Source organism: Streptomyces cyaneochromogenes (genome assembly GCF_003963535.1).
Taxonomy (GTDB): domain Bacteria; phylum Actinomycetota; class Actinomycetes; order Streptomycetales; family Streptomycetaceae; genus Streptomyces; species Streptomyces shaanxiensis.
On record NZ_CP034539.1, the window covers coordinates 4,477,454 to 4,500,288 of the forward strand.

General features: G+C 71.2%; 20 protein-coding genes. 8 read left to right on the plus strand and 12 right to left on the minus strand.

Annotated elements, in window-relative coordinates; genetic code table 11:
- Positions 1-68: 68 nt before the first annotated feature.
- The 3 genes from EJ357_RS20060 to EJ357_RS20070 all read right to left on the minus strand — a co-directional run bounded on the left by EJ357_RS20060 (position 69) and on the right by EJ357_RS20070 (position 3,314).
- Entirely contained in the window at positions 69-1,118 is a 1,050-nt protein-coding gene (locus tag EJ357_RS20060) for an alcohol dehydrogenase catalytic domain-containing protein (protein WP_126392987.1), read from the minus strand.
- A complete protein-coding gene (locus tag EJ357_RS20065; RefSeq protein ID WP_126392988.1) occupies positions 1,118-2,269 on the minus strand; it encodes an acyl-CoA dehydrogenase family protein in 1,152 nt (383 codons plus the stop codon). Before EJ357_RS20065 ends, EJ357_RS20060 begins: the two co-directional genes overlap by 1 nt.
- A 133-nt stretch (positions 2,270-2,402) precedes the next feature.
- A complete protein-coding gene (locus tag EJ357_RS20070) occupies positions 2,403-3,314 on the minus strand; it encodes an SDR family NAD(P)-dependent oxidoreductase (protein WP_126392989.1) in 912 nt (303 codons plus the stop codon).
- Between the two features lie 95 nt (positions 3,315-3,409).
- Between EJ357_RS20070 and EJ357_RS20075 the strand changes: the two genes are divergently transcribed.
- The gene (locus EJ357_RS20075; RefSeq protein WP_126392990.1) at positions 3,410-4,336 is read left to right on the plus strand and encodes a cyclase family protein; all 927 of its coding nucleotides are present in this window, start codon (positions 3,410-3,412) and stop codon (positions 4,334-4,336) included.
- Positions 4,337-4,707: 371 nt separating this feature from the next.
- On the opposite strand, the gene EJ357_RS20080 is transcribed toward EJ357_RS20075, so the two are convergent.
- The 3 genes from EJ357_RS20080 to EJ357_RS20095 all read right to left on the minus strand — a co-directional run bounded on the left by EJ357_RS20080 (position 4,708) and on the right by EJ357_RS20095 (position 7,726).
- Positions 4,708-5,169, minus strand: a complete 462-nt coding sequence (locus EJ357_RS20080) for an ATP-binding protein (RefSeq protein WP_126399692.1) — start codon at positions 5,167-5,169, stop codon at positions 4,708-4,710.
- Positions 5,170-5,677: 508 nt separating this feature from the next.
- Positions 5,678-6,553 carry an acyl-CoA dehydrogenase family protein gene (locus EJ357_RS20090; RefSeq protein ID WP_126392992.1) on the minus strand — a complete coding sequence of 292 codons (876 nt, stop codon included), beginning with the start codon at positions 6,551-6,553 and terminating at the stop codon, positions 5,678-5,680.
- A 3-nt stretch (positions 6,554-6,556) separates the two neighbouring features.
- The gene (locus EJ357_RS20095; RefSeq protein WP_126392993.1) at positions 6,557-7,726 is read right to left on the minus strand and encodes an acyl-CoA dehydrogenase family protein; all 1,170 of its coding nucleotides are present in this window, start codon (positions 7,724-7,726) and stop codon (positions 6,557-6,559) included.
- Between the two features lie 124 nt (positions 7,727-7,850).
- Here EJ357_RS20095 and EJ357_RS20100 point away from each other — a divergent pair, with 124 nt between their 5' ends.
- The gene (locus tag EJ357_RS20100) at positions 7,851-9,365 is read left to right on the plus strand and encodes a class I adenylate-forming enzyme family protein (protein WP_126392994.1); all 1,515 of its coding nucleotides are present in this window, start codon (positions 7,851-7,853) and stop codon (positions 9,363-9,365) included.
- On the opposite strand, the gene EJ357_RS20105 is transcribed toward EJ357_RS20100, so the two are convergent.
- Both EJ357_RS20105 and EJ357_RS20110 read right to left on the minus strand, forming a co-directional pair.
- A complete protein-coding gene (locus tag EJ357_RS20105; RefSeq protein ID WP_126392995.1) occupies positions 9,344-9,856 on the minus strand; it encodes an EF-hand domain-containing protein in 513 nt (170 codons plus the stop codon). The genes EJ357_RS20100 and EJ357_RS20105 overlap by 22 nt on opposite strands.
- Before the next feature lie 218 nt (positions 9,857-10,074).
- The gene (locus tag EJ357_RS20110) at positions 10,075-10,455 is read right to left on the minus strand and encodes an STAS domain-containing protein (protein WP_126392996.1); all 381 of its coding nucleotides are present in this window, start codon (positions 10,453-10,455) and stop codon (positions 10,075-10,077) included.
- A 364-nt stretch (positions 10,456-10,819) separates the two neighbouring features.
- Here EJ357_RS20110 and EJ357_RS20115 point away from each other — a divergent pair, with 364 nt between their 5' ends.
- Entirely contained in the window at positions 10,820-11,407 is a 588-nt protein-coding gene (locus tag EJ357_RS20115; RefSeq protein ID WP_126392997.1) for a sigma-70 family RNA polymerase sigma factor, read from the plus strand.
- Positions 11,404-12,816: a zf-HC2 domain-containing protein gene (locus EJ357_RS20120; RefSeq protein WP_175647451.1), complete on the plus strand. Its 1,413-nt coding sequence runs from the start codon at positions 11,404-11,406 to the stop codon at positions 12,814-12,816. Before EJ357_RS20115 ends, EJ357_RS20120 begins: the two co-directional genes overlap by 4 nt.
- A 164-nt stretch (positions 12,817-12,980) precedes the next feature.
- Here the strand turns inward: EJ357_RS20120 and purU are convergent, their stop codons facing one another.
- Together purU and EJ357_RS20130 are read right to left on the minus strand one after the other, a co-directional pair.
- A complete protein-coding gene (gene purU, locus EJ357_RS20125) occupies positions 12,981-13,862 on the minus strand; it encodes a formyltetrahydrofolate deformylase (protein WP_126392998.1) in 882 nt (293 codons plus the stop codon).
- Between the two features lie 47 nt (positions 13,863-13,909).
- The gene (locus tag EJ357_RS20130) at positions 13,910-14,410 is read right to left on the minus strand and encodes an SCO4402 family protein (protein WP_126392999.1); all 501 of its coding nucleotides are present in this window, start codon (positions 14,408-14,410) and stop codon (positions 13,910-13,912) included.
- A gap of 117 nt (positions 14,411-14,527) precedes the next feature.
- Between EJ357_RS20130 and EJ357_RS20135 the strand changes: the two genes are divergently transcribed.
- A complete protein-coding gene (locus tag EJ357_RS20135; protein WP_126393000.1) occupies positions 14,528-15,838 on the plus strand; it encodes an ABC transporter substrate-binding protein in 1,311 nt (436 codons plus the stop codon).
- Between the two features lie 22 nt (positions 15,839-15,860).
- On the opposite strand, the gene EJ357_RS20140 is transcribed toward EJ357_RS20135, so the two are convergent.
- Positions 15,861-17,714 (minus strand): hypothetical protein, encoded by a 1,854-nt coding sequence (locus EJ357_RS20140; protein ID WP_126393001.1) that lies wholly within the window; start codon positions 17,712-17,714, stop codon positions 15,861-15,863.
- A 201-nt stretch (positions 17,715-17,915) separates the two neighbouring features.
- Positions 17,916-19,301: a transcriptional regulator gene (locus tag EJ357_RS20145; protein ID WP_126393002.1), complete on the minus strand. Its 1,386-nt coding sequence runs from the start codon at positions 19,299-19,301 to the stop codon at positions 17,916-17,918.
- Positions 19,302-19,619: 318 nt separating this feature from the next.
- On the opposite strand from EJ357_RS20145, the gene EJ357_RS20150 reads away from it, so the two are divergent.
- The 3 genes from EJ357_RS20150 (at position 19,620) to EJ357_RS20160 (ending at position 22,766) form a co-directional block, all read left to right on the plus strand.
- On the plus strand, positions 19,620-20,282 hold the full coding sequence (locus EJ357_RS20150) for a bifunctional DNA primase/polymerase (RefSeq protein WP_126393003.1): 663 nt from the start codon (positions 19,620-19,622) through the stop codon (positions 20,280-20,282).
- A gap of 121 nt (positions 20,283-20,403) precedes the next feature.
- A complete protein-coding gene (locus tag EJ357_RS20155) occupies positions 20,404-21,177 on the plus strand; it encodes an ABC transporter ATP-binding protein (RefSeq protein WP_126393004.1) in 774 nt (257 codons plus the stop codon).
- Positions 21,174-22,766: a transporter gene (locus EJ357_RS20160; protein WP_126393005.1), complete on the plus strand. Its 1,593-nt coding sequence runs from the start codon at positions 21,174-21,176 to the stop codon at positions 22,764-22,766. Before EJ357_RS20155 ends, EJ357_RS20160 begins: the two co-directional genes overlap by 4 nt.
- The last annotated feature ends 69 nt before the right edge of the window (positions 22,767-22,835 follow it).

Sequence of the window (22,835 nt, forward strand, 5' to 3'; positions counted from 1 at the left end):
AGCCCCCGGAGAGCCAACCGTCTCCGAGCCGGAGGACCAGCCGCCCCGGATCCGGAAAGCCGGCCGCCTCAGAAGGTCAGCACCCCCCGAGCCACCTTCCCCGCCTCCGCATCTGCCGCCGCCCTCTCGAACTCCTCGACCGGATACGTCTCCGTCACCAACTCGTCCAGCAGCAGCCGCCCCTCCCGGTACAGGTCGGCGTACAGCGCGATGTCCCGCTGTGGTCTGGACGACCCGTACCGGCACCCCAGGATCGACTTGTCCAGGTACATGGACGACACGAGGAAGGAGGCCTCGGCGCCGGCCGGCGGTACCCCCAGCAGGACCGCCTGCCCGTGCCGGTCGAGCAGATCGACGGCCGCCCGGATCAGCTCGACGCGCCCCACGCACTCGAAGGCATGGTCCGCCCCCGTGGGCAGCAGCTCGCGCACCCCCTCGACCGACGTCAGGAAGTCGGTCGCCCCGAACCGCCGTGCCACCGCCTCCTTCGCCGGATTGGCGTCGACGGCGACGATCCGCAGCGCACCCGCGATCCGCGCCCCCTGAAGGACGTTGAGCCCGATGCCCCCGGTACCGATGACGAGCACGCTGTCCCCACGGTCCACCTTGGCCCGGTTCAGCACGGCGCCCACCCCGGTCAGCACCCCGCATCCGATGAGCGCCGCCGAGGGCATGGGAATGTCCTTCGGGATCCGGACCACCTGCACGGCCTTCACCACGGTCCGCTCGGCGAAAGCCGAGTTGGACGCGAACTGGAAGACGGGCCGCCCTCCTCGGGCGAACGGCTGCCCGGGCCGCCCGATCGCCTGCCGGCACATGGTCGGCCGCCCCCGATCACACTCGGCGCAGGTACCGCAGTTGGCCAGGGTGGACAGGGCCACATGGTCCCCGGGTGCGACATGGGTGACCCCCACACCCACCGCTTCGACCACCCCCGCCCCTTCATGCCCCAGCACCACAGGAACGGGGAAAGGTATGGTCCCGTCCACCACAGACAGATCGCTGTGGCACAACCCAGCGGCCGAGACCCCGACCATCACCTCACCCGGCCCGGGATCCCGCACCTCCAGGTCGTACGCGACCTCGACCCGCTTCCCGTCGAACACCACGCCGCGCATCACACAACCCCCTTGGGTTCCCTGGGCAGCCCGAGCACCCGCTCGGCGATGATCGTGCGCTGTATCTGGTCCGACCCGCCGTAGATGGTGTCGGCCCGGGAGAACAGGAACAGATGCTGTGCCTCGTCGAGTTCGTACGGCGCGGAGGGCGACCACTGCACCGGCCCGACCCCCGCCGCGGCCCCCCGCACCTGCATCGCCAGCTCCCCGAGCCGCTGATGCCAGCCACCCCACAGCAGCTTGGCCGCACTGGGCGCACCCGCGTCCCCGCCCCGCCCCAGCGTGCGCAGCGCGTTCCACCGCATCACCCGCAGCTCGGCCCACTGCCGCACCAGCCGCTCCCGCACGACCGGATCACCCACAGCACCCGACCGCACGGCCGCCTCCACGACCCGCCCCAGCTCCTGCGCGAACCCGATCTGCTGGGCAAGCGTGGACACCCCTCGCTCGAACCCGAGCAGCCCCATCGCCACCGTCCACCCCGCTCCCTCACCCCCGACGACGTGCTCCACGCGCGCGTGCGCACCGTCGAAGAACACCTCGTTGAAGTCGCTGGTGCCGGTCATCTGCCGGATGGGCCGCACCTCGATACGCCCCGGCTGGTCCATGGGAACCAGCAGAAAGGTCAGCCCATGGTGCCGGGTCGAGTCCGGATCCGTCCGGGCGAGAACGAAGCACCAGTCGGCCTCACGAGCGAGCGAGGTCCAGATCTTCTGCCCGGTGACCCGGTACGTCCCGTCGGAGCCGAGGTCGGCCTTCGTACGAACCCCCGCGAGGTCGGACCCGGCACCGGGTTCGCTGTACCCCTGGCACCAGAGCTCCTCACCGACGGCGATCGGCGGAAGAAAGCGAGCCTTCTGCTCGTCGGTCCCGTGGGCCAGGAGAGTGGGCCCCAACAGGTTCTCCCCGATGTGCCCGGAACGCGGCGGCGCCCCGCACCGGGCGTATTCCTCGGCCCAGACGACCTGTTGAGTCAGCGTGGCGGACCGATTCCCGTACCCGCCCTCGGCCCATCCGAGCCCGATCCATCCGGCTTTCCCGAGGGTGCGTTCCCAGGTACGACGCTCCTGAGCACCCGCAACATGCTCGGAGAGCCACGCCCTGACCTCCTCCCGAAACGCCCTATCCTCAGCGGTGAATCCAAAGTCCACAGGGACCTCCTAGGAACCGGTCAGATATCCCACCTTCAGGGGCGCGGGGCTGTATCGAACTGCGGCTCCGCCGCGTGGGCGCGACCAGCCACACACAACCCGCAGCCGCCCTCCCAGAACGCCCCCCGAGCTCTTAGGCGTTCGGCCGAGAACCGTCCCGCGCCGCCTTCTCCATCGCCTCCACCCGAGCAAGCATCGGCATCGGATCCACCCCCACCGACCCAGGCAAAACCTCCGCGAACAACTCCGGCGTCCACCCGCCGGAGGCATAAGCGGCGCGCAGCTCCCGCGGCTGAGCCCACACCGCGATCTTCGGCCCGGCAACGGTGTACACCTGCCCGGTCACCCCCTGCTCCCGAGCCGCGTCCGACAGCAGATAGACCACGAACGCCGCGACATCCTCCGGCTCGCCGATCTCCGCCAACTCCATGGGAACGTTGGCGGACATCCGCGTGCGAGCCACCGGCGCCACCGCGTTGGCGGTGACCCCGTACTTGTTCAGGCCCAGCGCAGCGCTCCGCACCAGCGAGATGACGCCCCCCTTCGCCGCGCTGTAATTCGCCTGCGAAACCGACCCCTGATGATTCCCGCTGGTGAATCCGATCAAGGTCCCGGCGCGCTGTTTGCGCATCACGGCGGCGGCGGCCCGGAAAACCGTGAAGGTTCCCTTCAGATGAGTGGCGACAACGGGGTCCCACTCCTCCTCGGTCATGTTGAACAGCATCCGCTCACGCAGGATCCCGGCGACGCACACGACTCCGTCGATCCGCCCGTACGCCGACACCGCGGTGTCCACGACGCGCTGTCCGCCCGCCATCGTGGAGATGTCGTCCCCGACGGCGACCGCTTCCCCGCCGGCCGCCTCGATCTCCTTGACGACGGCCTCGGCGACCGCGCTGGTGGGCGACGCGCCGTCCATGGAGACGCCATAGTCGTTGACAACGACCCGCGCCCCCTCGGCCGCGGCCGCCAGGGCCACCGCCCGTCCGATCCCCCGCCCGGCACCCGTCACGGCGACGACCTTGCCTGCCAAGAAGTTCCCCATGCCCCGGCCCCTTCCCGCAGTTTCTGACGGTCCGTTAGATTCGACTCGATTCTACGACCCGTCAGATACACGGAGACAAGCCCCGGGGAGGACCCATGTCACTGCCGGACGCGTTCCACGAGATCGCCAAGCGTGTGAACAACTGGGGCCGTTGGGGTTCGGACGACGAGATCGGGACCCTGAACCTGATCACCGACGACGTCGTCCGCGAGGCGGCCGCCTGTGTCCGCACCGGCCGCCGCATCCCCCTCGCCCTGCCCCTGCAACAGGACGGCGTCCAGACCGGGATGATCCCCGGACGCGTCAACCCCCTGCACACGATGGTGCAGATCAACCAGGAGATCTTCGGCCCGGGAACCGTCGCCTGCAGCGACGACATCGTGACCATGGGCCTGCAGGCGGCCACCCACTGGGACGCGCTCACCCACGTCTCGCACTCGGGCCGGCTCTACAACGGCCGCCCCGCCGACACCATCACCCCGCACGGCGGCGCCGAGTTCAGCGGCATCGACAAGGCGCGGCACATCGTCTCGCGGGGCGTGCTGCTGGACGTGGCACGCGCGCGGGGCGTCGCCCGGCTAGACGGCGGGCACGCGGTCACCCCGCAGGACCTGGAGGCGGCCGAGGAACTCGCGGGCACGCGCGTGCGTGCCGGCGACATCGTGCTCGTACGGACGGGGCAGATCCAGGTCTTTCTCGCCGGCGACAAGCACGCGTACGGCTATCCCTCGCCCGGCCTGTCGATCCGTACGCCGGAGTGGTTCCACGCGCGCGATGTGGCCGCGGTCGCGAACGACACGCTCACGTTTGAGATCTTTCCGCCCGAGACAGAGGATTTGTGGTTGCCCGTACACGCGCTCGACCTGGTGGAGATGGGGATGCCGCAGGGCCAGAACTGGAATCTCGAAGAGTTGTCCACAGCCTGTGGAGAAGTGGGCCGCTACGCGTTCCTGCTGTCGGCGATGCCCGAGCCCTTCGTCGGCGGCACGGGGACTCCCGTCGCACCCGTGGCCCTGCTCTGACGAGGTCGGCTGGCGGCGCGGCCTGACCGCCCCGAGCACGGCACCGCGCCACCATCCGACTCCGGCGTACCCGCCCCGGTTCCTCGACTCCCCCTGCCCTGAGAGAACCGACGCCGAATCACGACCCACACTCGGCAAGGGCTCCCGTCACCGAAACCCTCGTCGTCCCCTCGCGGCGAATCGCTGACCACAAGCGTGATCAACCGGACACTCGGCGTCAACACCCACACGGGGATTTGTTACTTAAGCCCTATTTGCAGCAGGCGCGCACAGAAGCATGCCCGGGCGCACCGAGGTCGGCCCGAGCAGGGGGGACAGCGCTTTCTGCAACCGTGCACCGAACCCGGCGCAGTTGTGGCGACGTGCGCCCGTCACACCGCTTCGTACGCGAGACCTTCGTACGCCGACGCCCCGCTCCCATAGGCGGACGCGGATCCCTCCGACCCCGCGGCACGGTCCAGTTCGCACCAGATCCGCTTGCCGGCGCCCTCGGAGCTCCAGCCCCACCGGTCCGCCAGACCGTCGACCAGCGCGAGGCCCCGGCCACCTGTCGCGTCACCGTCGACGCACCGGGGCACGGGCGCACGGCCACTACGGTCGGCCACCTCCAGCCGTACGGTGGCGTCCTCCTGGGCCGCCCCCGGCAGGGACAGCCGCAGCACGGCCGGACAGCCGGTGTGCACCACGGCGTTGGTGACGAGTTCGGACACCAGCAGGATCAGCGTCTCGGCGAGCGGCTCGTCGGCCCCTATCCCGGACCCGGCGAGCCGCGAGCGGGCCCACCGCCGGGCTCGCCCCACCTCAGCGGGGTCGGGCCGGATCTCCAGCTGCACTTGAAGCACCTGCACCGCTCACACCATCCGAACCGGCGGACACATAACCCCGCGCCTCACGAGGGCCACGATCCTAGCCATTTTTTTCATGGCCAGAACAATGGCCAAAGCCAGGGTCACGGAACGTGAATCCCTTAGCTGACAGCATGGTTGACGTACAGTCACCCCAACAAGCGCTTCGGGCATATTCCAGCGCGAAGGAGTACCCGTGCGGCATACTGTGCGACGCTTGTTGCGAGGAGTCGAACAGGCGGGGGCAGAAAGCCCTCCCACCCTGCGAGCAGCGGGGCGCACCGCCGGATCCGGGGCCACCTCAAGGGCAACTCCGCCATGGCTCATGCTCGGAACCACTCGCATCTCACACAAGGTACCGGAGCAGACCGCCGACTCCAGGCCGTGACGAGTCACGCGTAGGACACAACCCGATATCAACGCTGCGTAATTCCGGTATGCCACAATCCGCGACATCCGCGCGGGCGCCGTCGGCGATATCGCAGACCAAGCCTCTTTAGGTCGCGTGTGCGAGAAGTTCGGCGGCCAACCGTTCCTCACTGTCCGTAGCGTCGCCGGAACGGTGTGTTCGCACCCATGCGCGCTTCAGATGCAGGTGGACCTCGAACTCCCAGGTGAATCCCATGCCGCCGTGCACCTGGAGACAGTCGCGGGCGCCGTGCACGGCCGCCTCGTCGGCGAGCAACCGGGCCGCGTCGATGTCGACCGGGTCGGCGGTGACGGCAGCCGCGTAGACAGCCGTGCGAGCCGTCTCGGTCCGCACCAGCATCTCCGCGCACAGATGCTTCACCGCCTGGAACGCCCCGATCGGCTGCCCGAACTGCTCACGCGCCCGGGCGTGTTGCACGGCGAGCTCGCACGCGCGCGTGGCGCCGCCGAGCTGCTCGGCCGCGGTGAGGAGCACGGCGACGGGATCCACGGCACGGGCCAGGGGGACCCGGTGCAGGGGCGTCAGCGGGTCGACCGACCGCAGGGGCACGGCCCCCGCCGCGTCACCCCGGACGACGTCCGCCGCCGCGAGCCACTCCACCAGGCCGTTGCCGACGGCCGTCACGACCGCCTCCCCGGTGGCCGCGCCCGGCACGTCCCCCGCGGCGAGGTGGGTGGCCACGAGTGGCCCCGGCAGCAGCGCGCGGCCCGCCTCCTCGAACGCCAACACCGCCTCGGGCAGCCCGAGTCCGACCCCGCCCTCCGTCTCCGGCAGCCGCAGCGCGAAGAACCCGGCCGCCCCCAGCTCGCGCCACAGCGCCCGGTCCAGGCGTCCGGGCGCGTCGACGGCGGCCCGCAGCGCCTCGGCGCCGAAGCGGCGCGTCAGCAGCTCCCGTACGCCGTCCCGCAACGCCCGCTGGTCATCGGTCAGTTGGAAGCGCATCGCTCACCGCCCCTTCGGCAGCCCGAGAATCCGCTCGGCCACGATGTTCCGCTGGATCTGCGAGGTGCCGGCCGCGATGGTGTACGACAGCGAGGACAGCCGTTCGAGGACCCACGGCCGGTCGAGGTCGAGGGACTCCGGCCCCAGGACGTCGGCGGCGGCGTCGTAGAGCTCCTGGCGGGCGTGCGAATACCTCAGTTTGAAAACCGAACCCCCGACACCGGGCACGCCCCCCGTCCTCCCCCGGTCTCGGCTTCGCTCGGCCGGGGGGACCCCCATCGCCTCACTCACGTTCCACTGCGTCAGCCGCCAAAGCGCCCGGAACTCGGCGTTCAGCCGCCCCAGCCTCCGCCGCAGCACCGGATCGTCCCAACGCCCGTTCTTGCGGGCCTCACCGGCGAGTTCGCGCAGGACGCGCCGGCAGGCGACGACCTCGCCCACGAAGGCCGTACCGCGTTCGAAGGAGAGGGTCACCATCGTCACGCGCCAGCCGTCGTTCTCGTCCCCGACCCGGTTGCCGACCGGCACCCGCACGTCGTCGAGGAACACCTCGGCGAACTCGGCCGACCCGGCGAGGGTCCTCAGCGGCCGTACGGTGATGCCAGGTGCGTCCATGGGCATCGCCAGCCAGCTGATCCCGCGGTGCTTGGGCGCGGCGGGGTCGGTGCGCACCAACAGCTCGCACCAGTCGGCCACTTCGGCATGGGAGGTCCAGATCTTGGACCCGCTCACCACATAGTCGTCGCCGTCCCTACGCGCGCGCGTGCGCAGCGCCGCGAGGTCGGATCCGGCGTCCGGTTCGCTGAAGCCCTGGCACCAGACCTCTTCCCCGCGCAGGATCGGCGGCAGCCAGCGCGCCCGCTGCTCGGCGGTGCCCTCGGCGGCGATGGTCGGTCCCGCGTGCAGCAGCCCGACGAAGCCGGCGCCCACATAGGGCGCGCCCGCCTTCTCGGTCTCCTCCAGGAAGATCAGCCGCATGGTCGGCGACGCGTCCCAGTGGACGTCGGCGTACCCGGCGTCGTACAGCCTGCGCTGCCAGCCGAGGTCGTAGGCACGGCGCCCCGGCCAGTCGTCGGGGGACGGCTTCGGCGGGAGCGTCGGCAGGGTCTCTCCCAGCCACTCCCGCAAGCGTGCCCGGAACTCCTCCTCTTCGGGCGTGTACGTGAGGTCCATCCACCACCTGCCTGACGACCCGTCAGATTCCCCCGCAGGCTAGCCCCGCACCCCTGGACCGGCAAGGCGGTGAGCCCTACGCTCTCGGCACGATCTGACACATCGTCAGCTGGAGGGGGTCGTCGTGAACGACACCGCACACGCCCTGGGTTCCTCACGCACACTCTGGGAACTGGTCGCACGCCGTGCCGAACTGACCCCGGACCGCCCCGTCCTCCTCCAGGACGACCGCTCCCTGTCCTTCGGCGACCTACGCGCGCGTGCCGAGCGCGTGGCGGCCGGCCTGTACGACATGGGCGTACGCCCCGGCACGGTCGTCGCCTGGCAGCTGCCCACCCGCATCGAGACAGCCCTGCTCTCCTTCGCGCTGGCCCGCCTGGGCGCCGTGCAGTCGCCGGTCATCCCCTTCTACCGGGACCGCGAAGTCGGTTTCGCGCTGCGGGAGTCGAAGGCGGAGTTCTTCGCCGTGCCGGGCGAGTGGCGGGGCTTCGACCACACCGAGATGGCGCGGCGACTGGGCGCGAAGGGGATCTTCGAGGCGTACGACACCCTGCCCGACGGCGATCCCGCCGTACTCCCCCCGCCGCCGGCCGAGGGCACCTCCGTGCGCTGGATCTACTGGACCTCGGGGACGACGTCCGACCCCAAGGGCGTACTGCACACGGACCGTTCACTGATCGCGGGCGGCTCGTGCCTGGCACACGCGCTGCGGCCGACGGCCGACGACATCGGGTCGATCGCCTTCCCGTACGCGCACATAGGCGGCCCCGACTACATGGTGATGCTGCTGCTGTACGGCTTCCCCGCGGTGATGTTCGAGCAGTTCGCGCTGCCGGACGCGCTGGCGGCGTTCCGCGGGCACGGCGTGACGATCGCGGGTGGGTCGACGGCGTTCTACTCGATGTTCCTGACGGAGCAGCGCAGGCTGCCGGGCGGCGAAAAGGTCGTCCCCTCGCTGCGGCTGCTGGCGGGCGGCGGGGCGCCGAAGCCGCCGGAGCTGTATCACGCCGTGGTGCGCGAGATGGGCGTGCAGCTCACGCACGGCTACGGCATGACCGAGGTGCCGATGATCACGATGGGGGCGCCGGACGACACGGCTGACAACCTGGCCACGACGGAGGGGCGGCCGCCCGAGGAGATGGAGATACGGATCGTGGAGGGGGAGGTGCGGCTGCGCGGGGAGGCGGTGTGCCGGGGGTATCTGGACCCGGCGCAGACGGCTTCGGCCTTCGACGCGGAGGGGTTCCTGCGCACCGGTGACCTCGGGTATCTGACCGGCAGCGGGCATCTGGTGCTGACCGGCCGCCTCAAGGACGTGATCATCCGCAAGGGCGAGAACATCTCGGCGAAGGAGATCGAGGACCTGCTGCACCGGCATCCGGCGGTCGGTGACGTCGCGGTGATCGGGCTGCCGGACGCGGAGCGCGGGGAACGGGTCTGCGCGGTCGTGGAACAGCCGTCCGGCGCCGCCGGGAAACCGACCCTCGAGGAGCTGACCTCCTACCTGCGCGGGGAAGGGCTGTCGACGCACAAGCTGCCGGAGCAGCTGGAGGTGGTCGACGCCCTTCCGCGCAACGAGACCCTGCGGAAGGTGCTCAAGTACAAGCTCAGGGAGCGCTACTCGGGAACGGTGAAGTAGCGGGCGAACGCCGTCACGATCTCGCTCTCCGCCACCTTGCCGTCGCCGTCCGTGTCGAGCACGGCGGCGGCCGCCTGGGCGACGTCCTGCGCGACCCCGAGGCAGCCGAGCACGCGCGCGGTGTCGGTGACGGTGGCGTATCCGTCACCGTCGGGGTCCGCCACGGCGAGGGCGCCGTGCAGGAAGGGGCGGGCGATCTCCGCGAACCGGTCCGGATTGTCGCGCAGCCGCTTGACCGCGCCGTTCACGAACTCCTCGCGGGTGATGCGCTGGTCGCCGTCGCGGTCCGCGATCCCGGCCATGCCCTGCCAGAACGCCTCGGCCCCGATGTACAGGGCCTGGCCCTTGTCTGACCGGGCGGTGGTGCCGAACTCCGCGAGCAGCGCCTTGGCCGCCGCACTGAAGTCCTCCCGGTCGATGTAGCCGTTGCCGTCCTGGTCGAAGGTGGCGAACCGGGCGGCGATCCTGCGCTCGTACTCGCTGCTGACCATGTCTTATCGGGCCGCCTTACGTCACGTGGGGTACCTCTGGCAGGGAGCGTACGACGCCGCGGGCCGTCCGGGCGCGGGAAAGCGGCGGTTGTGCCAAGACCGGGGGAATTTTGGGACAACGGTGTGGCACTTCGAGGGAATGTGCGCTGTTCGCGCCCCTCGGGCGGACAGCGGGTTCCTCAGGCCGGCAACAGGTTCTCAGGCCGGCAACGGGTTTCTCAGGCCGACAACGGTCCCGCGTCGTCCGCGACCGCCGCCGCGACGTCGGGGTAGACGTCGAACAGCCGGCGCACTCCCAGCGCCCCCAGGACCCGGTTGACGTGCGATCCGTCCGCCGCGCCCTGCGCGGGGAGTATCAGCCGCAGGCTGCCCTGGCAGGAGCGGATCAGACGGCGGGCCGCGATGAGGACGCCGACCCCGCTGGAGTCGCAGAACATGACCTCGGAGAGGTCCAGGACGAGGCTGTGGCGACCCTCGGCCACCACGTCATGGATGTGCTGACGCATCACCGGCGAGGTCACCAGATCCAGCTCGCCCGACACCTGGAGCACGGCCCAGTCGCCCCGCTCGCCGCCGGTCACTTTCACCGTCACCACCACGCCCCTCGCTCGCCGACCTCGCCGAACCGGAAGCGACTCCTACGCTTCCTTGCAGCGCGGCTGCCCAGCGGCTGTTCCCTGAAACACCCTCCAGAAAACGGTCATCGATCAGAAGAGGCTTGTTTCAATCGCATTCGATCCTGTTCGATCGAGTCTGATCGCGCGACGCCCGGGTAACCGAGCGGGTGCGAGGCCCTGTGCCCTCCGCGGAGGCCCCCTATCACGAGTGCGAGGAGCGTCACCAGCCATGGCTCTTCCAGGGGCGCACATTGCGACAAAGGGGCGTGCGCTGTCAGCCGTGCCGACTACATTCGGGGAGACGGCGGACACACGCTGGACAGGGACGGACCGGTGAGGGGGCCGTATGGCGAAGAAGGACGCACCGCCCCGCTGGGACCGCAAGATGCAGCAGCGCCTCGCCCGCGGTGAGGCGGCCGCCCTCGGCGAGTTCTACGACCGGTTCGCCTCGCTGGTGCACGGCCTCGCCCACACGGTGCTGGGCGACGAGCGTGCCGCCGACCACCTCACCCGCGACGTCTTCGCCCATGTCTGGGAGCACCCGGACACCTATGACCCCAAGCAGGGCCCGCTGCGCTCCTGGGTCGCCGCGCTGACCCACCGCCTCGCGGTGCAGCGGCTGCGCGCCACCGAGACCGCCGCCCTGGTCCAGGCCGGCGGCCAGGGCTCCACCGAGGAACTGGAGCGCAAGGTGCGGCACGCCTCGGTCGCCGCCCGCGCCGACTACATCGTCCAGTCGATGCCCGTCCCCCTGCGCGCCGCCCTGGAACTGGCCTATTTCCAGCGCCGCGACTACCGCCAGACCGCCGTCGACCTCGGCGTCACCGAGGACGAGGCCCGCCGCCGCCTCCGCCTGGGCCTGCAGCTGCTCTCCACGGCCCACGACGCCGGAGCCGCGCCGGGGGCACCGCCGGGCTACGGGGGTGCGGTGTGAACGAGGCAGGACGGTTCGAGGTGTACGACGAGCACGAGGGGCAAGGAGGACACGGGGGCGAGGACCCGTACGAGAAGGGCGAGAGGGAAAGCGGCGCGGCGAACGCCTCCCGTGGAGCGGACGGTATGAGCAGCGGCAACGGCGACGACCGGCACCCCACCCCTGAGTCGGGCCCGGACCTGCCGCCCCGCATACCGCTCCCCCGCGCCTCCGTGGAGGACACCGGACGGCCCCTGCCCGACCTGCGGGCGCAGGACCTCGCCGCCCCCGCGCCACCGCCCAGTGCGCCGCTCGTCCTCGAACACCGGGTCCTGAAGGCGCTCCTCGGCGCGTGGGCGCTGGCCGCCTGCTCGCCGGAGGAGACGGCGGCCGTGGAGGAGCACCTCGGCGACTGCGGTGCCTGCGCGGACGAAGCGCGGCGGCTGCGTGAGGCCGTCGGTCTGCTGCATCCCGCCGAGTCCCTCGACCTGGACCCGTCCCTGCGCACCCGTGTCCTGGCGGGCTGCCTGGAGCGGCGCCCACCGCGCATCCCGGTGCCGGAGTGGGCGACGCCGTACGACGCCGAGACGGCCCGCCTCGACGCCCTGCTGCAGGACTTCGGCGACGCCGAGTGGCACGCGCCCGTGCGGCTGCGGTGGTTCGAGAAGGACGAGCCGACCAGCCGCCGTACGACCGTCGCCGGGGTCATCGCGCACCTGCTGACGGTCGACGGGCTGGTGGCGATCGCGCTGGGCCTCAAGGACCCGATGGGCGACGTGGCCGCGGACCGCCCGACCCCGTCCGCGCGCACGGAGGCGTACTGGCGGGCCTCGCACTACCCGCCGACGCGCGCCGTACGGGCACCGTGGCGCGAGCAGAGCCACGACCTGGTCCGCACGGTGTCCTTCACGGGCGGCGGCACGGGCAAGCTGTCGGTGCCGTACGGCGACTTCGAACTTCCGCTGCACGACGCGATGCTGGACCGCGCCTTCGAGTGCTGGGTGCACGCGGAGGACATCGCCGAGGCGGTGGACTACCCGTACGAGCCGCCGTCCGGCGGTGATCTGCACCAGATGGTCGACCTGGCGGCCCGCATGCTCCCGACGGTGCTTTCGGCTCGCCGCCGTGTGGGCCTGGCGGCGCCGTCTCCCGGCCCGCACCGCCACCTGGTGCCCGCCGGCGAGCCCGGCCGTAGCCTCCGGCTGGAGATCGAGGGTTCCGGTGGCGGGGAGTGGCTGATCCCGCTGGACTCTCCCGGGGCGGTCGGCTCGGCGGATCACGAGGTGGCGCACATCGCGTTGGACGGCGGGGAGTTCTGCCGACTGGCCGCGGGGCATGTGTCTCCGACGGAGGCGGCGGCGGGTCAGGTCGGCGACCGGGAGGCGATCAGGGATGTGCTGTTCGCGGCGGCGAGTTTGAGCCGGATGTAGGGGCGGGACGGGGCGGGACGGCGGCTGCGGGTGGTCCGTGGTTGCTCGCGCAGTTCCCCGCGCCCCTGAAGGTGCGTCCACTGCACGTACTCAAGGGGCGCGGGGAACTGCGCGACCGGCCCACGACTACCCGCAGCCGCCGCACATCAGAACTCCCCGAGCTCCTAGGCGAAAACGACCGTCCGCCGCCCGTTCAGCAAAATCCTCCGCTCGGCATGCCACTTGACCGCCCGAGCCAGCGCCTGGCACTCCACGTCCCGCCCGATCGCGACCAGCTGGTCCGGCGTGACGTCGTGCCCCACCCGCTCGACCTCCTGCTCGATGATCGGCCCCTCGTCGAGGTCGGCGGTGACGTAGTGAGCCGTGGCGCCGATCAGCTTGACGCCCCGGGTGTGAGCCTGGTGATACGGCTTCGCGCCCTTGAAGCTCGGCAGGAAGGAATGGTGGATGTTGATGATCCGCCCGCTCAGCTGCTTGCACAGGTCGTCCGAGAGGACCTGCATGTAGCGGGCCAGCACGACCAGCTCCACGCTCTCCTCGCGCACGATCTCCAGCAGCTGCGCCTCGGCCTCGGCCTTGTTGTCCTTGGTCACCGGGATGTGGTGGAAGGGGATGTCGTACGACCCCACGAGCTCGGCGAAGTCGGTGTGGTTGGACACCACGGCGGCGATCTCCACCGGCAGCGCACCGATCCTGGCGCGGAACAACAGGTCGTTCAGGCAGTGCCCGAACTTGCTGACCATCAGGACGACCCGCATCTTCTCCTCGGCCCGGTGGATCTGCCAGTCCATCTGGAAGGAGTCACCGATCGCCGCGAAGCTCGCCCGCAGCTTGTCCACCGTCACCGGCGACTCCGCCGAGAAGTGGACACGCATGAAGAACAGTCCCGTGTCGTGGTCACCGAACTGCTGGCTGTCCTCGATGTTGCAGCCGGTCATGAAGAGGTAGCTCGACACGGCGTGCACGATGCCCTGCTTGTCGGGGCACGACAGGATGAGGACATACTGCTCGGCGGGAACCGCGGCTCGGGTGGACTGCTCATTCATGCAGCACAGGGTCCCATATCCCAGGCCCTCGGCGGGCAGCCGTCCCGTTACGCGGACCGGGTCATGATCCGCAGCACCTCGAGGGTGCGCGGCGGTGCGTCCGGGTCCTCGCCGTCGGCCATGGCCATCCGGACGTGCGCGTCCCGCGCCGCCCGCACCGCCTCCGGCCATCCCTGGTGCTCCATGTACGCGGAGACCGGCGCGTCCGGGCCGACCTGGTGCATGATCCGCAGCACCCGCAGCACGGCGGTGTCGACGAGCGCCGCCTCCTGCGAGTCCCGGAATATGGTGCCGACGTACTTCTCCGCCGACCAGTTGTCCAGCCAGGTGTCCTCGACCAGGCGGTAGACGGCGTCGGTGACGTCGCCGTACCCGTCGACACCGGCGAGCCAGACGTCCCGCTGGAACGCCTGGTCGGAGAGCATGTGCAGCGCGGAGCGCACATTGCTGCGCCAGCGCCACCACGGCATGTCATTGAGTGGCATGCCGCCCATGGTGGATGAGCGACGGCCGCGACGGGAAGAGCTATCCGAACCTTGCACGGTCATCGATCGTACGTTCCCCCTCACAGGAGCCTCACCGGCCCCCGTAATTCACCTTCCCGTCACCGAAGGATAACCAAGGGTCACGCTCAGGTTAGTGATGTGGCGGAATCGTGCATAGCCATGACCGGCAGGCGACGCATCCGCAGCACCTTCCTCCCCAGCCTCACCAACCGGCCCGGCCGGAGTGCCGCATGTACCGCGGCGGCACTGGTGGCGTGCGCGTCGCTCGCCGTCGGATGCGGTGTCATCCCCGGTACCACGGGGGGTTCCGGGGATGGTCCGATCACCGTCATGACCTGGGCTCCCGAGAACACCAAGGCCACCAACAAGCCCGGTATGCCCGCCTTCGCGCAGGCCTACGCCCGCTGGGTCAACGCCCACGGCGGCATCAACGGCCGGGACCTGAAGGTCCTCACCTGCAACGACCACAACGACAGCGTGGCCGCGGCGAAGTGCGCCGACCGCGCGGTCGAGGAGAACGTCGTCGCGGTCATCGGCTCCTACAGCCAGTACGGCGACACCTTCCTGCCCTCGCTGGAGAGCGCCGGCATCCCGTACATAGGCGGCTACGGCGTCACGAACGCCGAGTTCACCAGCCCGCTCTCCTACCCCGTCAACGGCGGCCAGCCCACCCTCCTGGCGGGCCTCGGCAAGGAGCTGGCCCGCCGCTGCGGCCCCGTCGCGCTGGTGCGCCCCGACAGCATCGCGGGCGACGAGCTGCCGCCCCTGCTCAACTCCGGTCTCAAGGCGGGCAGGCACCTCGACTCGAGCGACCAGTTGGCCGACGAGGACGCCACCGAGTACGCGACCCAGTCGGCGCGGGCCCTGGACTACGCGGCCGACGAGCTGTCGGACACCGGCTGTGTGGTGCCCGCCCTCGGCGACCGCACCAGCACGTTCATGGACTCCTTCCGGCGGTCCCGGGAGGAGTACTCCGACGTGCGCACCGCCACCGTCCTCGGCAGCGTCGACCAGACCGTGATCAACGCGACCGGCGGGGCGTCGAGCCCGTACGAGGGGTCGTACATCACCGGCTGGTACCCCGTGGCGAGCGATCCGCGCTGGGACGCCATGAAGAAGGTGATCAGCGAGCAGGCCTTCGGCGACAACCGCATCGATCCCGCGGACGCCGGTGTGCAGACCACATGGATCGCGTACACGGTGTTCAAGAAGGCCGTCGAGTCGCTGGGCGACGGCGACGTGAGCGCCGACTCCGTGCGGGAGGCCCTGAACAAGGGCCTGACGGTCTCCACGGGCGGACTGACCCCGCCCTTGCGGTGGAAGTTCCAGGACGTCCTGGCCTCCGTCGGCTACCCCCGTCTGGTCAACCGCAAGGTGACCCTCCAGGTCGTACGGGACGGCCGGCTGGTGGCGGCCCGCAAGGGCTTCATCGACGTGACCAGGACGCTGCAGACCGCCGACCTGAACTGACCGGCCGGGGGCCCGGCCGGTCCTACAGCTGGGTCGGCTGGCGTTCCGTCAGGCCGTACTTCTTGGCGATCGTGTTCCACAGCTGCGCGGCCGATTTCTTCTGCGTGCTGGCGGTGCCGCTGGCGCGGTTGCCGGCCTGGGTCTGGCCGGTGGAGCGGGCCTGGCCCTTCTTGCACAGCTTCTGGTTGCCGGCGACCTGGTCGGCCCACGCCGCGTAGTGGTTGTCGGCGGACGCCGAGGCCTGCCACGCCTTGGTCAGCGCGGTGGTCAGCTCGGTGTGGTTCGGGAGCTGGTCGACCTCCAGCTTGGACAGGTCGGTGACCAGCCGGTTGCGCTGCCCGGCCGCGTCCCGCAGGTCCTTGGCGGCCTGCGCGAGGTTGTCGCAGGACTTCACGTCGTCCACCGCGTTGATCACGGACGTACGGCTGTCTCCGCTGTCGGCGAGGAGCTTGTCCAGGGCGACCGCCTGCTCCTCGGCCGGGTCGGCGGACGGCGAGGAGGAACCCTCGGTCGCCGGGGCCGTGGCCGAGACGGGGCTGTTGTCGTCCTTCTCGTCGTCCCCGCCCCCACCGGCGAGCAGCGCGCCCGCACCGATGCCGAGGACGGCGATACCGACGCCCACGGCGGCGATGAGGGGCAGCCGGGAGCCCGTACGACCGCCACGGCCGCCGTCGTCGTCGCCCGGGCCGTAGGGGCTGTGCGGGCCGTTCGCGCCGGGCGGGAAGTACCCGCCCTCGTGCCGGCCCTGCGGCTGCGGCGGCTGCTGGAAGCGGGGCAGCTGCTGGGTGGACGCGGCCGGGGGCTCGCCGCCCGGCTCGCTGCGGAAGAGGTTGTCGAAGTCGGAGAGCGGCTGCCGCTGCGGACCGCCGTGCGGCGCCCCGCCCGCCTGACCGGGCACCGGCGGGATGTACTGCGTGGCGTCGGCGTCGGGCCCGGACGCCTGCGGCATCGGTCCGGCGCCGCCGCCCTGCCGGGCCCGCCCCAGGATCTGGGTGCTCTCGTTGGACACCTCGGGCGGCAACGCGCCCGGCCCCACCGGCGGGATGTACTGCGTGGCGCCCTCGGACGCGGGAGGCGTGCCGGCCGCGCCGACGGGCGGTATGAAGCGGGTGGCCTGGTCGTCCGCGCCCGCAGGGGCCGCACTGACCGGCGGTATGTACTGGGTGGCGCCTTCGTCGGCCGGGGGCAACGGAGCCCCGAAACCACCGGCCCCCGCCCCGGCCTGCGGGAGGGGCGCGGCGGGCGGCAGCGGCGCGCCCGGGCCGCCCTGCTGGGCAGGCGGCAGCGCCCCACCGGAGCCGGGAGCACCGTACGCCTCCGCAGCGGAGCCAGGTGTGCCGTACGCCTGGGCACCGGCGGGCGGCAGCGGCGCATTCCCGCCCGGAGCCCCGTAGGCCTGACCGCCCGCGGGCGGCAGCGGCGTCGAGGACGGACCGCCGCTCTGCCCGTACGGCGGCTGCGGCGCGGGCAGCGACGGACCGGCCGGCGCCCCCTGCCCGTACGACGGCGTGCTCGGCGGTGCGCCCTGCACGCCCCCGCCGTACGCCCCGCCCTCCGGCGCCGCGCCCCACGGGGCCGGCGCCTGCGCCTGGTACTGCTGTTCCTGCCCGCCCCACGACTGACCGGGCTGCGCCCCCCAGGCCTGGCCCGGCGCGGCCGGCGGCGGGGTCGCGGGCTGCTCGGGTCCCCACGGGGTGCCCCAGGCCTGGCCGCCGGGCGGCGCCGAGGGCGGGGGTGTCGTCGGCGGCGTGGCCGGTACCGGCGTCGGCCGGCCCGTCATGCCCGGCAGCAGCGGCTCACCACCGTCCGAGGGCAGCACGATGCCTTCGCGCGCTTGCCGCGCCGAGGGCTCCTCGCCCTGTCCACTCTGCGTCACCGGGACTCCTACGAATGGGGGACCTTCGGAATCGTCGGCTCACGCTACCGGGTCTTCCGAGACTGCTGCTACGCGGCCAAGGACGTGACCTGCGTCCCTGTGACCGCGGTAACAGCAACGGCCCCCAATCCGCTGTTAACGCTCTCCCTTCCCACCGGCACCTTCATTTCCCTGCCGTTCACGCAGTCGTACCCGCTGGTTTCATGCCGCGGTCTGAAGGTCGAGCCGCGCCCCGAACTCCCTTACCACCGGCTCGTCCCGGAACGGCTCCAGCCGCTGTTGGAAGTCCTCCAGATATTCGGCACCCCGGTTGGAACGCAGCGTCTCCAGGAGTTCGACGGCCTTCAGCCCCGTGTGGCAGGCCTGTTCGACCTCGCGCTGCTGGACCTGTGCCGTGGCGAGCAGCACATAGCCGATCGCCCGGCGCCGCGCCTTCGTCTCCGGAAGCCCGGCCAGCGACTCCTCCGCGCGCCGCGCCGCCGCCTCGGCCTGGCCGAGGTCGCGGTGGCAGTGCGCCAACTCGTCGGCGAGATAGGCCTCGTCGAAGTGCGCGATCCACGCCGGGTCGTCCCCGGACTCCGGATCCGCCGTCTCCAGCGCGGTCACGGCCCGCCCGGACGCGACCTGGGCGCCCCGTGCGTCGCCCATCAGCGCATGCCCTCGCGCCTCGGCCGCATAGAACATGGACTCCGCGCGCGGGGTCACGCGCCCCCGCGCCCCCTCCTGCGCCGCCCGCGCCAACTGCGCGATCTCACGCGGGTTCCCGAGCTGCGCGGCGAGGTGGCTCATGGAGGCGGCCAGCACATACCCGCCGTACCCCCGGTCGCCCGCCGCCTGCGCCAGCCGCAGCGCCTGGATGTAGTACCGCTGGGCGAGCCCCGGCTGCCCGGTGTCGATGGCCATGTACCCGGCGAGCTCGGTCAGCCGGGCGACGGCGGCGAACAGGTCCCGCCCGACCGCCTCCCGGTACGACCCCGCCAGCAGCCCGGAGACGACACTGTTCAGGTAGTGCACGACGACCGGACGCACATGCCCGCTGCCGTACTGGTGATCAAGGTCGACGAGCGCCTGCGTCATCGCCCGCACGGCCGCCACGTCGGACTGCCCCACCCGCGGCCCCGCCGAGCGCGACACCTGCGAGTCGGGTGACGAGATCAGCCAGTCGCGGCTGGGCTCGACCAGCGCGGACGCGGCGACGGACGAGCCGGACAGGAAGTCCCGCCGCCCGACGTCGCTGCGCCACAGCTCGCAGACCTGCTCGATCGCCCCCAGGACCGTCGGCGAGAACTGGAGACCGACTCCGGACGCGAGGTTCTTGCCGTTGGCCATGCCGATCTCGTCGATCGTGACCGTACGGCCCAGCTTGCGGCCGAGCGCCTCGGCGATGATCGCCGGCGCCCGTCCCCGCGGCTGCTGTCCACGCAGCCAGCGCGCCACGGACGTCTTGTCGTAGCGCAGATCGAGGCCGTGCTCCGCGCCGCACATGTTGACCCTGCGGGCCAGCCCTGCGTTCGAGCAGCCCGCTTCCTGGATGAGCGCCTGCAGCCGTTCGTTCGGCTGTCGCGCGACGAGAGGCCTTGCGGCCATGGCGTACCCCCTGTGGCTGCGGTGCCTGCCCACGCACCGAGTTGACGTTCTTCCACCGCCGAATCCGGCCCTTCGGGCACTGGCTGTGCATCGAAAGGATCCGGCCGTGAAGATCAATGCCCCGTCGGCATACCGAAAATGCGAGGCTTGTGAGGATTGCCGGGGTAAAGGCGGAAGCCGACCCCACAGTTGGCTACCCAGCCCGGGCCATGGATCCTCCTGCGCGCCCCCACACATGCACCCATGCGCCCCAGATGAGGAATCAGTGCTCCTCCCCCGCGCGCGCTTCGGCCGTAACCCGAGGTGGGTGCGGGAGTTGTGTTCAGCGTGGAAGAGACGATCCCGGCCACCGAAGCCGCACAGATTCCGAAGCAGCGCGGCGAAACGCTGCTGGAGACCGCCGTTCGCTACGCCGAGGAGCGTCACTGGGACGTGTTCCCGGGTACCTGGCTGGAAGCCGTCGACGGGGTGCAGCTGTGCTCCTGTGGCGACGCCGCGTGCCCCGCGCCAGGCGCGCACGCCGCGCGCCCCGACTGGGCGTCACAGGCCACGGGGAGCGCGACGGTCGCTCGCCGGATGTGGCAGAAGCAGCCGAACGCGTCGATCCTGCTGCCGACGGGGCGGACCTTCGACGCGATTTCCGTCCCGGAGACGGCGGGGTTCCTCGCGCTGGCGCGGATGGAGCGGATGGAGCTGTCGCTCGGGCCCGTGACGTTGACGCCGGATCGTCGGATGCACTTCTTCGTGTTGCCGGGGGCCTCGGTGAAGGTGCCCGAGCTGGTGCGCAAGCTGGGGTGGTCGGTCGGGTCGCTGGATCTGGTCGCGCTCGGGGAGGGGGCGTATGTCGCCGGGCCTCCCACGCGGTTCGGGTCTCGGGGGGCTGTGCAGTGGGCCTGTCGGCCCACTCCGGCCAATCGGTGGTTGCCGGATGCGGAGGAGTTGATCTCGCCGCTTGCCTATGCCTGCGGGCGGGATCGGTAGTTCGCCGGTTCGTCCGCCTGGTTGATCGTCGTTGGCGGCCGCCGGTTTGTCTGTGGCTGGTCGCGCCCACGCGGCGGAGCCGCAATTCGATACAGTCCCGCGCCCCTTAGGGTTGGCGTTCATGACGTCGGCTGTTCGTGTGCGTGGGCTCTGGAAGCGGTTCGGGCAGCAAGTCGCTGTTGCCGGGATTGATCTGGAGTTGCCCGCGGGGAAGTTCATCGGGCTCGTGGGGCCAAATGGAGCGGGCAAGACCACCACCCTCTCCATGGTGACCGGGCTGCTGCGGCCCGATCAGGGGTCCGTCGAGGTGGCCGGGCACGACGTGTGGCGGGACCCCGTCGAGGTCAAGGCCCGGATCGGGGTGCTGCCCGAGGGGCTGCGGCTCTTCGAGCGGCTCTCCGGGCGGGAACTGCTCGCGTACTCGGGGCGGTTGCGCGGACTGCCCGGTGCCGAGATCGACAAGCGGGCCACTCAACTGCTCGACGTACTCGATCTGGCGGGGGCCCAGCACAAGCTGGTCGTCGACTACTCGACCGGTATGCGCAAGAAGATCGGGCTCGCTGCCGCACTTCTGCACAATCCCGAAGTGCTCTTCCTGGACGAGCCGTTCGAGGGCGTCGACCCCGTCTCCGCCCAGACCATCCGCGGAGTCCTGGAGCGCTACACCGCCTCCGGCGCGACCGTCGTCTTCTCCTCCCACGTCATGGAGCTCGTCGAGTCGCTGTGCGACTGGGTCGCGGTCATGGCCGCCGGGCGCATCCGTGCCCACGGCACCCTCGCCGAGGTGCGCGGTGACGCGGCCTCGCTGCAGCAGGCGTTCCTCGAACTCGTCGGCGCGAACGGCCGTGACGCCGGGAGCGACCTCGACTGGCTGGGCGGCGGGGCGGCGCGATGAGCACCGACGTCACCGGAGTCGTCGTACGGCTGAAGCTGTCCCTGCTGCGGAACGGACTGCGGCAGTCCGCCGGGCGGCGGGCCGCCTACGTCGCCTCGGCCGTCCTGGTCCTCCTCTTCGCCGCCCTGCAGTTCCTCGGGCTCGTCCTGCTGCGCGGCAACGCGCACGCCGGCTCCGTGGTCGTCCTGCTGGTCGCGGTGCTCGCCCTCGGCTGGGCCGTGATGCCGCTGTTCTTCCCCAGCGGCGACGAGACCCTCGACCCCACCCGCCTGGTGATGCTGCCGCTGCGCCCCCGGCCCCTGGTTCGGGCGCTGCTCGCGGCCTCGCTGGTGGGGATAGGGCCGCTGTTCACGCTCTGCCTGTTCGCGGGATCGGTGATCGCGGTCGCGCGGGGCGCGATGGCCTACGTCGTCGGCGTCATCGGCGTCGTCCTGGCCCTGCTGGTGTGCGTGGCGCTCGCGCGGGCCGTCGCCGCCGCCAACATCCGGCTGCTGACCAGCCGGAAGGGGCGCGATCTGGCGGTGCTGAGCGGGCTCGTCATCGCGATCGGGGCGCAGGTCGTGAACTTCGGGGCGCAGCGGCTGGGTTCGTCCGGGCTGGGCGAGCTCGATCCGGCCTCGGACGTGCTGCGGTGGGTGCCGCCGGCGTCCGCGATCGGTGCCGTGGAGTCGGTGAGCGAGGGCTCGTACGGCGTCGGGCTCCTCCAACTCGCTCTGGCCGCAGGTGCGTTGGCCGCTCTGATCGCCGTATGGTCACGGCATCTGACGCGGCTGATGACCTCACCCGACGGCTCCACGCTCCAGGCGGCCACCGAGGCCGCCGTACGGGAACGGACCTCGACCGGACTGGCCCGCTTCCTGCCGGCCGGCCGCACCGGCACCGTCATGGAGCGCAGCCTGCGCTACGTCTGGCGCGACCCGAAGACCAAGGCGGCCTGGGTGACCTCGCTCGCCATCGGGCTGATCGTGCCGCTGTTCAACGCCCTGCAGGGCACCGGCTCGATCTACTTCGCCTGCTTCGCCGCCGGGATGCTCGGCATCCAGATGTACAACCAGTTCGGGCAGGACACGTCCGCGTTCTGGATGGTCGCGCTGACCATCTCGTCGCCCCGGGACGCCTACGTCGAGCTGCGCGGCCGGGCCCTGGCCCTCCTCCTGATCACTCTGCCGTACGCCGCCCTCGTCACCGTCCTGACGACAGCGCTCCTCGGCGACTGGCCCAAGCTTCCCGAGGTACTCGGCCTGTCCTTCGCCCTCCTCGGCGCGATGCTCGCGACGGGCGCCTGGACGTCGGCCCGTTTCCCGTACTCCATCCCGCAGGAGGGCTACAAGAACGTCGCCCCCGGCCAGGCGGGGCTGGCCTGGATCGCCGTCTTCGGCGGCATGATCGCGGCAGCCCTGCTCTGCGCACCCGTCATCGCGGCGACGATCTGGCTGAACGTGAGCGAGGGCGGGGACGGGTGGACGTGGCTGCTGCTGCCGGCGGGCGCGGCATACGGTGCGGCGGTCATATGGCTGGGCCTACGCCTGGCGGCCCCACGAACCGCGGCACGCCTACCGGAGATCCTCGCGGCGGTGAGCAAGGGCTGACGGCGCTCGTTCTGACGCAGGGCCTGCAACACCGCCAACGGGCGCGGGGCTGTGTTCGATGTGCGGCTC

What these genes read in the sequence shown, in the direction of transcription:
- EJ357_RS20105 (WP_126392995.1), bottom strand. Translation starts at nt 9,856, where the DNA reads ATGGTCAGCAGCGAGTACGAGCGCAGGATCGCCGCCCGGTTCGCCACC.
- EJ357_RS20115 (WP_126392997.1), top strand. Translation starts at nt 10,820, where the DNA reads ATGGCGAAGAAGGACGCACCGCCCCGCTGGGACCGCAAGATGCAGCAG.
- EJ357_RS20155 (WP_126393004.1), top strand. Translation starts at nt 20,404, where the DNA reads ATGACGTCGGCTGTTCGTGTGCGTGGGCTCTGGAAGCGGTTCGGGCAG.
- EJ357_RS20145 (WP_126393002.1), bottom strand. Translation starts at nt 19,301, where the DNA reads ATGGCCGCAAGGCCTCTCGTCGCGCGACAGCCGAACGAACGGCTGCAG.
- EJ357_RS20090 (WP_126392992.1), bottom strand. Translation starts at nt 6,553, where the DNA reads ATGCGCTTCCAACTGACCGATGACCAGCGGGCGTTGCGGGACGGCGTA.
- EJ357_RS20130 (WP_126392999.1), bottom strand. Translation starts at nt 14,410, where the DNA reads ATGACCGTGCAAGGTTCGGATAGCTCTTCCCGTCGCGGCCGTCGCTCA.
- EJ357_RS20070 (WP_126392989.1), bottom strand. Translation starts at nt 3,314, where the DNA reads ATGGGGAACTTCTTGGCAGGCAAGGTCGTCGCCGTGACGGGTGCCGGG.
- EJ357_RS20075 (WP_126392990.1), top strand. Translation starts at nt 3,410, where the DNA reads ATGTCACTGCCGGACGCGTTCCACGAGATCGCCAAGCGTGTGAACAAC.
- EJ357_RS20060 (WP_126392987.1), bottom strand. Translation starts at nt 1,118, where the DNA reads ATGCGCGGCGTGGTGTTCGACGGGAAGCGGGTCGAGGTCGCGTACGAC.
- purU (WP_126392998.1), bottom strand. Translation starts at nt 13,862, where the DNA reads ATGAATGAGCAGTCCACCCGAGCCGCGGTTCCCGCCGAGCAGTATGTC.
- EJ357_RS20160 (WP_126393005.1), top strand. Translation starts at nt 21,174, where the DNA reads ATGAGCACCGACGTCACCGGAGTCGTCGTACGGCTGAAGCTGTCCCTG.
- EJ357_RS20095 (WP_126392993.1), bottom strand. Translation starts at nt 7,726, where the DNA reads ATGGACCTCACGTACACGCCCGAAGAGGAGGAGTTCCGGGCACGCTTG.
- EJ357_RS20135 (WP_126393000.1), top strand. Translation starts at nt 14,528, where the DNA reads ATGACCGGCAGGCGACGCATCCGCAGCACCTTCCTCCCCAGCCTCACC.